Source organism: Streptomyces lacaronensis (genome assembly GCF_047337785.1).
GTDB lineage: Bacteria > Actinomycetota > Actinomycetes > Streptomycetales > Streptomycetaceae > Streptomyces > Streptomyces lycopersici.
This window is the reverse complement of the sequence record NZ_JBLHDK010000003.1, coordinates 1,349,123-1,362,026: the sequence shown is the minus strand read 5'-3', so window position 1 is coordinate 1,362,026 and position 12,904 is coordinate 1,349,123. Positions and strand designations below refer to the sequence as shown.

Below are 12,904 nucleotides of genomic sequence, written 5' to 3'. Positions count from 1 at the left end.
GGGCTTGAGCTCGCGCAGTGTCGGCGGGCAGGTGTTCGCCCTGATGCTGATCATCGTGACGCTCCTGGTCCTCGCCGCGGGGGCCACGCTGTCCCTCCAGGCGCGCGGCAGCCGGGAGAACCAGGCCCGGGCCCGTGCCCTGACCGTCGCACGTGCCGTGGCCGTCGCCCCCGGCGTCCAGCAGGCGCTGGAGTCCCGCGACCCCGCCAGGACCCTCCAGCCCTACGCCGAGAAGGTCCGCCGGCGGGCCGGTGTCGACTACATCGTGGTGACCACCCCCCGGGGCATCCGCTGCAGCCATCCGAACCCCAAGATGATCGGCAAGCGCGTCGACCGCGGCATCTACCCGGCCACGGTGGGCCGGGCCTTCACCGACAAGACCCCGGGCGTCACCCGCCCGGCCGCCTCGATCCGGGCCGCGGTTCCGGTCACCAACGCCCGGGGCCGGGTGATCGGCGTCGTCAACGCCGGGGTCTCCATCCCCTCCGTGGCCCGCACGGTCAGCCGCCAACTGCCGATGATCTACGGCTCCACGGCCTTCGCGCTCCTCCTGGGCGGGGGCGGTGCGGCGCTCGTGGCCCGGCGGCTGCGGCGGCAGACCCACCGGCTCGGTCCCGCCGAGATCACCAGGATGTACGAACACCACGACGCCGTGCTGCGCTCGGTCCGGGAGGGGGTGCTGATCCTCGACGACGAGGGACGGCTGCTGCTCGCCAACGACGAGGCGCTGCTCCTGCTGGGTCTCGCACGCGACGCGCACGGACGGCAGATCACCGACGTCGGCCTGCCCCCGGAGATCGCCGGGCTGCTCGCCTCGGGGCGCGCGGCCACCGACGAGGTGTACGAGGTCGGGAACCGGCTGCTGGCGGTCAACCAGCGCCCGGCGGAGCGGGGCGCACAGCCCTGGGGCAGCGTCGCCACCCTGCGGGACACCACCGAGCTGCGCGCCCTGACGGACAAGGCCGACCGGGCCTACGCACGCCTCCGGCTGCTGTACCAGGCGGGTGTCCGCGTCAGCAGCAGCCTCGACATGGAAGGCACCGCCGAGGAACTGACCCGGGTCGCCGTGCCGCGCTTCGCCGACTACGCCACCGTCGATCTGTACGAGGCCGTCCTGCGCGGCGAGGAGCCGGGCGACCGGGACTCGCCGCTGCGCCGGGCCGCCTTCAGCGGCATCCGGCAGGATCCCCCGCTGCGCCGGGTCGGTGAGCGCGTCTCGTCCTTCCCCGTCACCCAGCGGGCCGGTGGCACCGGGCAGGCGCGCGTGTTCGCCGTCGGCGAGCTGCCGTCCTACCCCAGCTGGACACCCCAGGACCCGGAGCGGCTGGAGTGGGTGAGGGAGTACGGCATCCACTCGCTGCTGACCGTGCCGCTCAGCGGGCGCGGCGTCCGGCTGGGCCAGGCGGCGTTCTGGCGCTCGGGGAACACCCCGCCCTTCGACGAGGAGGACCGGACCTTCGCCGAGGAGCTGGCCGGTCAGGCGGCCGTCGCCATCGACAACGCCCGCCGCTACGCGCGCGAGCACGCCACCACCCTGGCCCTCCAGGAGAGCCTGCTGCCGCGCGGCCGCCCCGAGCAGCAGGCCGTCGTGGCCGCCCAGCGCTATCTGCCCGCCCCCGGTGGGGTGCGGGGCGACTGGTTCGACGTCATCCCGCTGTCCGGGGCCCGGGTCGCCCTCGTGGTCGGCGATGTCGTCGGCCAGGGACTGCACGCCGCCGCGACCATGGGCCGGCTGCGCACCGCCGTGCGCAACTTCTCCGTCGTGGACCTTCCCCCCGATGAACTGCTCGCCCGGCTCGACGAGGTGGTCGACCAGCTCGACCGGGAGGAGACCGGCCCCGGCCCCGGCCCCGGCCTCGGGGCCGTCGGGGCCACCTGTCTGTACGCGGTCTACGACCCGGTCTCCCGGCACTGCACCCTGGCGCGGGCCGGGCATCCGCCCCCGGCCCTGGTCCACCCCGACGGCTCGGTGACCTTCCTCGACCTGCCCGCGGGCCCGCCGCTGGGGCTCGGCGGACGGCTCTACGAGGCGGCCGAGACGGAGCTGCCCGAGGGCAGCCGTCTCGTCCTCTACACCGACGGGCTGGTCCAGGACCGTGAACGGGACATCGAAACCGGGCTGGACCAGCTGCGGGACGCCCTCACCGACGCCGACCCCGACCCCGAGCGCGCCTGCGACACCGTGATGGCCGCCCTGCTCTCACCGCGCCGCACCGACGACGTCTGCCTGCTCATCGCCCGCACGAACGCGCTGGACGCGCGCCGGGTGGCCTCGTGGGACCTCCCGGCGGACCCGGAGGTCGTGGCCAGGATGCGGGCGGCCGTCGCCCGCACCCTGGCCGAGTGGAACCTGGAGGAGGCCGCCTTCACCACCGAGCTGGTGGTCAGCGAGCTGCTCGGCAACGCCATCCGGCACGCCGTGGGTCCCGTACGGCTGCGGCTGCTGCGCAACCGGGCGTTGATCTGCGAGGTGGCCGACGGCAGCATCACCGCACCCCATCTGCGCCGGGCGGCCACCACCGACGAGGGGGGACGCGGACTGTTCCTCGTCGCCCAGATGGTCCAGCGCTGGGGCACCCGCTACACCAGCCAGGGCAAGATCATCTGGACCGAGCAGGATCTCCCGGCCGCGGCGCGTGCCCTGCGGTGACCAGGTGGTCAGGCCGAGGCCGCCTGCGCGCCCTCGCGCCGCTCCCATGCCACCTGGGCCAGGTCGGCCATGGTGGCCACGAGGTCCGCCGCCTCCTCAGCACCGTTCAGATGCCGGTACTCCGAGCCCACCGTGATCACCAGCCGCTCGGGCAGGCCCAGCGACGGATAGGTGTTCTCGGCGATCAGGGCGCGGGCGGCCTCCAGGGCCGGTACCCCGGCCGTGTGCAGCTGCCGGGTGCGGTCCCGCAGATGCTCCAGATAGCCGATGTGGCCGCGCACCCCCTCCCGGTCGAGGACCGGGCCATGGCCGGGCACGATCACCTCGGCCCCGGTGTCGAGCACCCGCTCGCACGCGGCGATCACATTGCCCAGCGGGCCCGCCCAGTGCACCGCGTGGTCGCCGGGGTCCTGCGGACCGGAGGCGAAGATGACATCGCCGGTGAACGCCACCTTCTGCCGCGGCAGATACGCCACCAGATCGCCCGCGGTGTGCGCGGACTCCAGGCTGAACAGCCGCACCGGCACCTGGCCCACGCGCAGGTCGAGTTCGCCCACGAAGGTGAGCGACGGCTCGATCACCTCGGTGGTGGACCAGTCGAACCGCCCGAAGTGCCGCCGGAGGTACCAGCCGAGCGGAGTCGCCGGATCGCTGCCGTGCACCAGGCCGTGCAGCTGCTGCGGCGAAGGCTCGTACTCGATGTGGCCGAGCGCCTCGCGGGTGGCCACGATCTCCGCGTCCGGTACGACCTCCGCGCCCCACAGGTGGTCGCCGTTGGCATGGGTGACGATCACCCGCTCGATCCGGCCCCCGTCGGGCAGCAGGGCACGGCTGTGTTCGAGGAACTCACCGGCCATCCGCCGGTCGTAGGGACTGTCGATCCAGGCGGCGTGGCCGTCGGGCGAGACGATCAGACCGCAGTTGGCCAGACCCCAGCCGGCACTCGGGGTCGGGGACCAGATGTGCACACCGTCGGCCACGGTGAGGAGGGGGGATTGCGAGATCATGGACGCACACTATGCCCGCGCCGCACACCCGCGGCAGGTGGCCCGCCCCGCTCGCGCGGGTTCCCGGCCCCCCGGCCACCCGGTCACCGCCGCGTCAGGCCGTCATCGGCAGGTCGGTCGGCCCGACCGGCGCCGGGAGCGTCGTGGAGCCCATGAGATAGCGGTCCACGGCCGCCGCGGCCGAGCGGCCCTCGGCGATCGCCCAGACGATCAGCGACTGGCCACGGCCCGCGTCGCCCGCCACGAACACCCCGTCCGCGCCGGTGGCGAACGACGCGTCACGGGCGACAGCGCCGCGCTCGTCGAGTTCGAGACCGAGCTGGTCCAGCAGCCCGCCGTCCCGCTCCGGGCCGCGGAAGCCGAGGGCCAGCAGCACCAGATCCGCCCGCAGCACCCGCTCCGTGCCAGGCCCGGACTCCCCATCGGCACAGGCCCCGATCAGACGCAGCGCCCGGATACCGCCGTGCGGCCGCTCCGCGTCCGGTGCGGTCCCCTCGAAGCGGACCGTGGTCGCGGCGAAGACCCGCGCGTCCACGTCCGCCTCCGGAGAGGCCGCCAGCTCCCGCGCCTCCTCATGGGCGGCGGACATCCGGTAGATCTTGGGGTGGGTGGGCCAGGGCTCGGCCTCGGTCCGCTCGTCGCCGGGCCGGGGATGGATGTCCAGCTGGGTCACGGAGGCGGCGCCCTGCCGCAGCACCGTGCCCAGACAATCCGCGCCGGTGTCCCCGCCGCCGACGATGACCACGTGTTTGCCCTCGGCGGTGATCGGCGGCCGGGCGTAGTCGCCCTCCAGCACCCGGTTGGCCATCGGCAGATACTCCATCGCCTGATGGATCCCGGCCAACTCCCTTCCCGGGACATGGAGTTCGCGCCAGGCTCGGGCGCCCACGGCTATCACGACCGCGTCGTAGCGCGCCCGGAGCTCGGCGGCGTCCATATCGGTGCCGACGTCCACGCCGGTGCGGAACTTGGTGCCCTCCGCGCGCATCTGCTCCAGCCGCCGGTCCAGGTGGCGCTTCTCCATCTTGAACTCGGGGATGCCGTAGCGGAGCAGTCCGCCCGCCCGGTCGTCGCGCTCGTACACCGCCACGGTGTGCCCCGCGCGGGTGAGCTGCTGGGCCGCGGCCAGGCCCGCGGGCCCCGAGCCGATGACGGCGACGGTCCGGCCGCTCAGCCGGTCCGGTGGCTTGGGGGTCACCTGGCCGCTCTCCCAGGCCCGGTCGGCGATGGCCACCTCGACGTTCTTGATGGTGACCGCCGGCTGGTTGATGGCCAGCACACAGGCGCTCTCGCAGGGGGCCGGGCACAGCCGGCCGGTGAACTCGGGAAAGTTGTTGGTGGCGTGCAGCCGCTCGCTCGCGCGCAGCCAGTCGTCACGGGAGACCAGGTCGTTCCACTCCGGGATGAGGTTCCCCAGCGGGCAGCCCTCATGGCAGAACGGGATGCCGCAGTCCATGCAGCGGTCCGCCTGGGCGCTGATGATCGGCAGCAGCCCGCCGGGCGCGGAGACCTCGCCCCAGTCCCGCACCCGCTCGTCCACCGGACGCCGGGGCGGAAGACGACGGGGCGTGGTGAGGAAACCCTTGGGATCGGCCATGACGACCTCCCATTACCCGTGTCATGGTCTGGCCGCTTTCACCCCACTGTACGACCGCCGGTCAGCCGGTCCAGGGCCGCCGCGGCCTCGGCCGTGATCCGCTCCACCAGCTCCGCGCACGAGGGCAGATCCTCGATCACCCCGGCCACCTGTCCCGAGGCCATCACCCCCGTGTCGGTGCGGCCGTCCACCATCGACGCCTTCAGCAGCATCGGCGTGGTGGCGGCCAGCAGAACCTGGCTCCAGGTGAGGTCCTTGCCGTGCCGCATCGCCAGCCCGTCCCGCACCATCCGCGGCCAGCTGAGCCCGGCCAGCCGCCGGAACGCGGCGGCGTGGCGCACGGCGCGCAGGAGCGCGGCGGCACGGCCGGAGCGTTCGAGGGAGTCGACCAGCTCGCTGCGGAGCATCCGGTGGGGGAGTCCGTCGACCGCCGTGGTGACGGTGACATCGGTGACCGCCGCCGCCAGATAGCGCGCCTTCACCGCGTCCGGGACGGTGCTGTCGGAGGTGAGCAGGAAGCGGGTGCCCATGGCGATCCCCGCCGCCCCGTAGGCGAGCGCGGCCGCCAGCCCCCGTCCGTCGTGGAAGCCGCCCGCGGCCACGACCGGGATGTCCACCGCGTCCACGACCTGGGGGAGCAGCACGGTGGTGGCCACCTGCCCGGTGTGGCCACCGCCCTCGGCGCCCTGCACCACCACCGCGTCCGCGCCCCAGCCCGCCACCTTCTCCGCGTGGCGCCGGGCGCCCACGGACGGGATGACCACCACGCCCGCGTCCTTCAGCCGGTCGATCAGCTCACGCCTGGGAGCCAGCGCGAACGAGGCGACCCGCACCCCCTCCTCGACGATGATCCGCACCCGCTCCCCGGCGTCCCCGGCGTCGGCGCGCAGATTGACGCCGAAGGGCGCGTCGGTGCGGGCGGCGACCTCGCGCACGGCGGAGCGCAGCCGCTCGGGCGACATGGTCGCGGAGGCCAGGATGCCCAGCGCCCCGGCGTTCGCCACGGCGGACACCAGCCGGGGCCCGGCCACCCACCCCATGCCCGTCTGGACGATCGGATGGCGCACCCCGACGAGCCGGGTCAGCGGGGTTTCCATCAGGACGGCACCTCCCGCTCGCGGGCCCCCTCCGGGTCGATGACCTCCCGGATCAGCCGCAGCTCGGCGGGGGTCGGCTCCCGTGTGCACGGGACGTCGTCGGCGATCTCGAGAGGGAAGCCGGTGGCCTCCCGCACCGCATCGGCGGTCACCCCCGGATGCAGGGAGCGCACCCGCAGGGTGCGGTCGGGCGTGGCGAAGTCGAGGACCGCCAGATCGGTCACCACACACCGGAGGTCATGGAAGCGGGCCGCGGCCGGCCCCGCGGCCGCCACCCGGTCGTGACCCACCCCGCACACCATGTCGACACGTTCGACGAAGACCCGCCGAGAGTGCCGGGGCACCCAGTAACTCGTGGGGTTGTTCAGGGTGTTGACCGGCGCTCCCCGCACCCCCAGCAGCTGTCGTCTGGGCCGCTTCCAGTCGCCGACGCAGCTGATGTTCTGGTTGCCGTGGCGGTCGATCTGGCTCGCGCCCATCATCACATGGCGCCGGCCGCCGGTGACCAGCGCCAGATGCGCCCGGTACGGCAGCCACCCCTCCACCACCTCCGGATCGCCGCCCACGATCATCGCCTCGCCGTCCGTCAGCATCAGCTCGGGCGCGAAGGTGAGCTTGGCCAGCCGGGCGCCGACCCTGGGCACCGCGCCCATCGGGGCGGCCAGGATCTCCCCGTCGCCGCGCCATGCCTCGGCACAGGCCACCACGCAGTACTCGGCCCGGGTCACCCCGCCGGTCATGTGCCCTCCCTCCCGAACGCCGCCACCGCGGCCCGGTACCGCTCCTCGTCCCCGGACAGAAACCGCTTCGTGAACTCCCGCCACGCCTCCGGGTCGGCCGCGGCCTTGGCGTACGCGCTCTGGAACGCCTCGTCCCGTCCGTAGTCGGGGACGCAGGAGGTGAAGTGCGCGCCTCCCGGGGTCTCGACCACACCGGTCACCGCATACCGCTTGACCAGCAGCGTCTGCGGGCCGCCCGCGTCCGCGAACTCGGCGGTGGCGACGACGCGTTCACAGGAGAGATACGCCTCGGCGGCCGCCTCGCAGAACAGGTCGTCGAAGTACGGATCGGGCCCGAGGTATTGCCCGTTGCCCTGCGCGTCCGCCCGGTTGAGGTGCACCAGCGCCACGTCCAGCCGCAGCGCGGGCACCGCCACCAGCTCCTCACCGTCCTCGTACGGCGATGTCACCGTCCGCAGCCCGGGGTTGACCGTCATGACGTCCGAGCCGAGGCCCGCGCGGACGGGCAGGAACGGCAGCCGGTGCACGGCGGCGGTCAGCCCCCACATCATCATCGACTCGTCCAGCTCGGTCAGTTCGATGTCCCCCCGCTCGCGCGCCGCCCGGAAGTGCGGCTCCAGGGGGATCGAGTCGAGCGTCGCGAACGCCGTCACCAGCTTGCGGATCTTCCCGGCGGCGGCCAGCAGCCCGACGTCGGGGCCGCCGAAGGAGACGACGGTCAGATCGGTGACCTCCGACCGCAGCAGGGCGCGGACCAGCGCCATGGGCTTGCGCCGTGACCCCCAGCCGCCGATGCCGACCGTCATACCGCTGCGGATCCGGCCGACGGCCTCCTCGGCCGTCATCGTCTTGTCGGCCAACGCCGCTCACCCCTTCCCGGTGCTCCTGGCGACGAACGCGTCGCGGTGCCCGTCGGACAGGCCCGCCAGATTGGCCTCGAAGGTGAAGCCCTGCTCGAAGCGGTAGCTCCGGCGCACATCGACCGGATCGATACCGTTGATGGCCGCCTTCGCGAGCCGCAGCAGCGCACCGTCCTTGGCGGCGATCTCGCCCGCCAGCTCCAGCGCCGCCTCCCGCAGCCCGGCGAGCGGCACGACCCGCCACACCGAGCCATGGCGGTGCAGCTCCTCGGCGGTCGCGGTGCGCGCGGTGTAGTACAGCGCGCGCATCAGATGGAGCGGGACCAGCCGCGCCAGATGCGTGGCCGCGCCCAGCGCGCCGCGGTCCAGCTCGGGCAGGCCGAACGTGGCGTCCTGGCTGGCCACGATCGCGTCGGCGTTCCCCACGAGACCGATACCGCCGCCCAGGCAGTAGCCGTGGACGGCGGCGACGACCGGGACCGGGCAGTCGTAGACGGCGGCGAACGCCTCGGCGCATCCGTGGTTGGCGCCGATGAGCGCCGTATGACCCTCGGCCGCCTGGATCTCCTTGATGTCCACGCCCGCGTTGAAGCCCCGGCCCTCGGCGGCCAGCACCACACAGCGCACCGACGGGTCGGCGCCCGCGGTGCGCAGCGCGTCGGCCAGCTCGTACCAGCCGCGCACGGGAAGGGCGTTGACGGGTGGGAAGTCCATGGCGACCAGGCGGACGCCGGCCGCGGGGTCGGAGGTGGAGACACCCATGAGCAGATCCGATACCTTTCCACCAAACATTTGTTAGGTGAGAAGGTAGCAGCGCTCATCGCGCAGCGGGAGGTGTCTTGTGGCCGTCACCATCGATCTCGTCGGGCGCGTCGCCGTGGTCACCGGCGGCACGCGCGGCGTCGGAGCGGGGATCACCCGGGCCCTGCTCACCGCCGGGGCCGAGGTGGTGATCTGTGCGCGCCGCCCACCCGACGAACCCATCGCGGCGGACGGGCGCACGGCGCGCTTCGAACCGCTCGACATCCGGGACCCGGAGGCGGTCGAGGCGTTCTTCGCCCGGCTGCGCCGCTCCCACGGGCGGCTCGACCTGCTGGTCAACAACGCCGGAGGAAGCCCCTACGGGCTGATCGCCGAGGCCGGGCAGCGGCGCGCGGCGCGCGTCGTCGAACTCAATCTGATCGCTCCCATGACCGTCTCCCTGAGCGCGTACGAACTGATGCGCCAACAGGAGGGCGGGGGCTCGATCGTGATGATCGGCAGCGTCAGCGGCACCCGGCCGTCCCCCGGCACCGGACCCTATGGAGCCGCCAAGGCGGGCCTGGAGAACCTGGCCCGCACCCTGGCCGTGGAGTGGGCCCCCGCGGTCCGGGTCAACACGCTCGTGCTCGGCATGGTCCGCACCGAACTGTCGCATCTGCACTACGGGGACGAGGAGGGCGTCGCCGCCGTCGGCCGGACCGTGCCGCTCGGGCGGATGGCCGAGCCCGTCGAGGCCGGAGATGCCTGTGTGTTCCTCGCCTCCGGGCTGGCCGAGTACATCAGCGGCGCCAGCATCGCCATCCACGGAGGCGGGGAGCGCCCCGCGTTCCTCGACGCCGCCAACGTCAACCAGCCGTCCCCGGGCACCGGCCGGGCAGAACCACGGGAGGACTGAGATGAGCGGACTGTGCGACGGGCGCGTCACCGTCGTCACCGGAGCGGGCCGCGGACTCGGGCGGGCGCACGCGCTCGCCTTCGCCGCCGAGGGCGCGAAGGTCGTCGTCAACGACCTCGGCGTGGCCCCGGACGGCGCCGGGGCGTCGGCGGGCCCGGCCCAGCAGGTCGTCGAGGAGATCCGGGCCGCGGGCGGGGAGGCGGTGGCGCACGGCGGCGACATCGCCACGGCCGACGGCGCCACCTCCCTCCTGGCCACCGCCCTCGACACCTACGGCCGGCTCGACACCCTCGTCAACAACGCCGGATTCCTGCGCGACCGCATGCTCGTCAACCTCGGCGAGGACGAGTGGGACGCGGTGATCCGCGTCCACCTCAAGGGCCACTTCCTGCCGCTGCGGCACGCCGCCGCCCACTGGCGCGCCGAGGCGAAGGCGGGCCGCACCCCGGTCGCGCGGGTGGTCAACACCAGCTCCGGGGCCGGGCTGCTCGGCAGCGTCGGACAGGGCAACTACTCCGCGGCCAAGGCCGGGATCCTCGGCCTGACCTCGGTGGCCGCGGCCGAACTCGGCCGCTACGGCGTCCAGGTCAACGCCATCGCCCCGGCGGCCCGCACCCGGATGACGGAGACGACGTTCGCCGGTGACATGGCCGCGCCGGACGACCCCGCCGCCTTTGACGCGATGGCCCCCGCCAATGTCTCACCGCTCGTCGTCTGGCTCGGCTCGGCCGCCTGCGCCGGGGTCACGGGCCGGGTCTTCGAGGCCGAGGCCGGGCGGATCACCGTCATGGAGGGCTGGCGGCCGGGCCCCACCGCCGACAAGGGTGCCCGCTGGACCCCCGCGGAGGCGGGCGAGACCGCGCGGAAACTCCTCGCCGGGGCCGAACCGCCCCAACCGGTGTACGGGGCACCCTGACGGGCCGTCCGGCCCCCGCGGGGTGGGGAAAACCCCCGTACGGGACGGGCGGCAGCGGGATGGGAGCCCGGTGCGCCGCGACGGCACGATGATCCGCGAACGGCATACCGGAACAAGGCAAGGAGCGGCTTCGTGGGAGTTCGGGCAAGGGGCGTGGCGCTGTGGGCGGGGATCGGCGCGCTGGCGGTGACGGCGACCGTCACCATCGCCACGGCCCAGGGGGAGTCGGCAGGGCCGTCGGCGCCGTCCGGCTTCGAGGAGGCCGTCGGCCAGACGGTGAGGGACGGATTCCCGGGCGCGGTGGCCTACGCGCGGCGCGGCGGCGACGAGTGGCGGACGGCGGCCGGGGTCGCGGACAAGGCCACCGGCGAAAAGGCCCGGCCGGAGCAGCGGTTCCGGATCGCCAGCAACACCAAGGCGTTCGTCTCCACGGTCCTGCTGCAGCTGGAGGGCGAGGGACGGCTCTCACTCGACGACAGCGTGGAGAAGTGGCTGCCGGGCGTCGTCCAGGGGAACGGCAACGACGGTAAGGCCATCACCATCCGTCAGCTGCTCAACCACACCTCGGGGATCTACGACCCCACCACCGAAGCCTCGTTCTTCGCCCCCTATCTGGAGGACGGCGACCGGGACCACGTCATCACCCCGCGCGAGGTGATCGCCCGCTCGGTCGCGCACAAGCCGGAGTTCGCGCCGGGGAAGGGCTGGTCGTACTCCAACACCAACTATCTGCTCGCCGGGCAGGTGATCGAGGCGGTGACCCACCGCTCCGCGCCCACCGAGATCGACCGCAGGATCCTCGCCCCGCTGAGGCTGAAGGACACCTCCTTCCCGGTGACCGACCCCGAGGTGCACGGCTCCCATCTGCACGGCTACGACCTCAAGGGCCGCGATATGACGCGGTTCAGCCCCTCCTACGACTGGACCGCCGGAGCCATGATCTCGACCGTGGACGACCTGGCCCGGTTCGAGCGCGCCCTCTTCGGGGGCAAGCTGCTCCGCCCCGACCAGCAGCGCGAGCTCAAGACCCCGGTGAAGTTCCCCGACGCGCCCGCGTACGGACTCGGGGTGCAGCGCATGGAGGTACCGTGCGCCACCGGCGAGGGGAAGAAGGGCGATCCGCTCACCGCCTGGGAGACCGACGGCGCGGGCCCCGGCTACACCAGCGTCTCCCTCACCACCGCCGACGGTCAGCGCCAACTGGTCCTGGCCGCCACCGTCTACGACCTCGCCGCCGAGCTCAAGGGCGAGGCGCCCGTACCGCGGAGCAAGGGCCTGCTGAAGGCGCAGACGGCTGCTCTTTGCGACTGAACTCCTTCCCCTGCGGCCCCGGTCGCCCTTCTCAGGAACGGGCCGCCGGGGCGAGCTGGGCCACGATGGCCCGGCGCCCCGCCTCGAGAGCCTCCTCGAGCAGAGCGCTGTCCGTTTCCAGACGGCTGATGGACGGCGCCGCGGCATCGGGGCGGACCGACAGCACCGCGGGGTCCGTGGGCGATTCCGCGGTGTCGGTGTCGTAGACCGCCAGCAGCCGGTCGTCGTCGGCGAGCCGGGCGGGCCGGTTCAGGAAGGCGGCGCGGAACTGGGGGGTGTACTGGCGGAAGGCGACCGCGGCGACCAGCCGGGAGCCCACCGACGGGGTGGCCCGGAGCGCCGCGTCCTGGACCGGCGGCCTGCTGCGCAGGACGAGGACGTGGGTCGCGCCGTCCCGCAGCGCCTGGCGGAACGGGATCGACTCGGCCAGTCCCGCGTCGTAGAAGCGGCGCCCGCCGATGGTGACCGGGCCGCCCGCCAGCATCGGCAGCGCGGCGCTCGCCCGCAGCGCCAGACGGAGGGCGACCTCATCCGTCAACTCGCCGTGCAAATCGACCGGTTGACCGGTTTCGAGGTCCGTGGCCAGCGGATGCAAGGCGAGGGGCGCGGCCAGCACCGAGGCGTAGTCCAGCGGGAATTGACGGATGTAGACCTCTTCGATCAGGGTCTCGATATCCACCATGGGGCGCCCGCGCAGCAGATTGCGCTTGCGGATGAGAGCACTGGCGAAACGGGGGTCGGCCCAGCCGCGCAGGCCCTCCGGCCGCGAACTGACCAGCCACGCCGCCGAGATGGCCCCCGCCGAGGCCCCGTACACCGCGTCGAACGCGGTCAGCAGCCCCAGCTCGTGCACGGCCAGCGCCATACCGGCCGAGATCGTGCCCCGCATCCCGCCACCCTCGATCGCCAGCGCCACCCGGTATCCGTCCACACGCGCCCCGGGGCGGCTGCCCGCCTCCGCCCGGTCGGCGAGGACCTTCATCAGCCGGTGGCGGTCGAGACCGCGCTGGGACTGCTCCGTCACTTCTTCTTCTCCTCGAGGGCGATACGGGCTGAAAAGGCCGGTGTT

The 12,904-nt window shown here is 73.5% G+C and carries 11 protein-coding genes; 4 read left to right on the top strand and 7 right to left on the bottom strand.

Annotated features, from left to right (window positions below; genetic code table 11):
* The first annotated feature begins 43 nt into the window (after window positions 1-43).
* The gene (locus tag ACMTAK_RS06440) at window positions 44-2,650 is read left to right on the top strand and encodes a SpoIIE family protein phosphatase (RefSeq protein ID WP_413812812.1); all 2,607 of its coding nucleotides are present in this window, start codon (window positions 44-46) and stop codon (window positions 2,648-2,650) included.
* Between the two features lie 8 nt (window positions 2,651-2,658).
* Here the strand turns inward: ACMTAK_RS06440 and ACMTAK_RS06435 are convergent, their stop codons facing one another.
* From ACMTAK_RS06435 to ACMTAK_RS06410, 6 genes are all read right to left on the bottom strand, one after another.
* Window positions 2,659-3,657, bottom strand: coding sequence for an MBL fold metallo-hydrolase (locus ACMTAK_RS06435; protein WP_413805264.1), 999 nt, complete (start codon window positions 3,655-3,657; stop codon window positions 2,659-2,661).
* Window positions 3,658-3,751: 94 nt separating this feature from the next.
* Entirely contained in the window at window positions 3,752-5,254 is a 1,503-nt protein-coding gene (locus ACMTAK_RS06430) for a glutamate synthase subunit beta (RefSeq protein WP_413805263.1), read from the bottom strand.
* 38 nt (window positions 5,255-5,292) lie between these two features.
* Complete coding sequence (locus ACMTAK_RS06425) at window positions 5,293-6,351, bottom strand: NAD(P)H-dependent flavin oxidoreductase (RefSeq protein WP_413805262.1); 1,059 nt, start codon at window positions 6,349-6,351, stop codon at window positions 5,293-5,295.
* Window positions 6,351-7,091, bottom strand: coding sequence for a CoA-transferase subunit beta (locus tag ACMTAK_RS06420; RefSeq protein ID WP_413805261.1), 741 nt, complete (start codon window positions 7,089-7,091; stop codon window positions 6,351-6,353). The genes ACMTAK_RS06425 and ACMTAK_RS06420 overlap by 1 nt, the downstream gene beginning before the upstream one ends.
* Window positions 7,088-7,951, bottom strand: a complete 864-nt coding sequence (locus tag ACMTAK_RS06415; RefSeq protein WP_413805260.1) for a CoA transferase subunit A — start codon at window positions 7,949-7,951, stop codon at window positions 7,088-7,090. Before ACMTAK_RS06415 ends, ACMTAK_RS06420 begins: the two co-directional genes overlap by 4 nt.
* Before the next feature lie 6 nt (window positions 7,952-7,957).
* Window positions 7,958-8,713 (bottom strand): enoyl-CoA hydratase family protein, encoded by a 756-nt coding sequence (locus tag ACMTAK_RS06410; protein WP_413805259.1) that lies wholly within the window; start codon window positions 8,711-8,713, stop codon window positions 7,958-7,960.
* A gap of 79 nt (window positions 8,714-8,792) precedes the next feature.
* Between ACMTAK_RS06410 and ACMTAK_RS06405 the strand changes: the two genes are divergently transcribed.
* The 3 genes from ACMTAK_RS06405 to ACMTAK_RS06395 all read left to right on the top strand — a co-directional run bounded on the left by ACMTAK_RS06405 (window position 8,793) and on the right by ACMTAK_RS06395 (window position 11,835).
* Window positions 8,793-9,608, top strand: coding sequence for an SDR family oxidoreductase (locus tag ACMTAK_RS06405; protein ID WP_413805258.1), 816 nt, complete (start codon window positions 8,793-8,795; stop codon window positions 9,606-9,608).
* A 1-nt stretch (window position 9,609) separates the two neighbouring features.
* Window positions 9,610-10,524 carry an SDR family oxidoreductase gene (locus tag ACMTAK_RS06400; RefSeq protein ID WP_413805257.1) on the top strand — a complete coding sequence of 305 codons (915 nt, stop codon included), beginning with the start codon at window positions 9,610-9,612 and terminating at the stop codon, window positions 10,522-10,524.
* A gap of 132 nt (window positions 10,525-10,656) precedes the next feature.
* Window positions 10,657-11,835 (top strand): serine hydrolase domain-containing protein, encoded by a 1,179-nt coding sequence (locus ACMTAK_RS06395; RefSeq protein ID WP_413805256.1) that lies wholly within the window; start codon window positions 10,657-10,659, stop codon window positions 11,833-11,835.
* A gap of 31 nt (window positions 11,836-11,866) precedes the next feature.
* Here ACMTAK_RS06395 and ACMTAK_RS06390 read toward each other — a convergent pair whose 3' ends face one another.
* Window positions 11,867-12,859 (bottom strand): patatin-like phospholipase family protein, encoded by a 993-nt coding sequence (locus ACMTAK_RS06390; RefSeq protein ID WP_413805255.1) that lies wholly within the window; start codon window positions 12,857-12,859, stop codon window positions 11,867-11,869.
* Between the last annotated feature and the right edge of the window lie 45 nt (window positions 12,860-12,904).

Coding starts and splice junctions, on each gene's coding strand:
- ACMTAK_RS06440 (WP_413812812.1), top strand. CDS start 44: ATGCTGATCATCGTGACGCTCCTGGTCCTCGCCGCGGGGGCCACGCTG.
- ACMTAK_RS06435 (WP_413805264.1), bottom strand. CDS start 3,657: ATGATCTCGCAATCCCCCCTCCTCACCGTGGCCGACGGTGTGCACATC.
- ACMTAK_RS06430 (WP_413805263.1), bottom strand. CDS start 5,254: ATGGCCGATCCCAAGGGTTTCCTCACCACGCCCCGTCGTCTTCCGCCC.
- ACMTAK_RS06425 (WP_413805262.1), bottom strand. CDS start 6,351: ATGGAAACCCCGCTGACCCGGCTCGTCGGGGTGCGCCATCCGATCGTC.
- ACMTAK_RS06420 (WP_413805261.1), bottom strand. CDS start 7,091: ATGACCGGCGGGGTGACCCGGGCCGAGTACTGCGTGGTGGCCTGTGCC.
- ACMTAK_RS06410 (WP_413805259.1), bottom strand. CDS start 8,713: ATGGGTGTCTCCACCTCCGACCCCGCGGCCGGCGTCCGCCTGGTCGCC.
- ACMTAK_RS06400 (WP_413805257.1), top strand. CDS start 9,610: ATGAGCGGACTGTGCGACGGGCGCGTCACCGTCGTCACCGGAGCGGGC.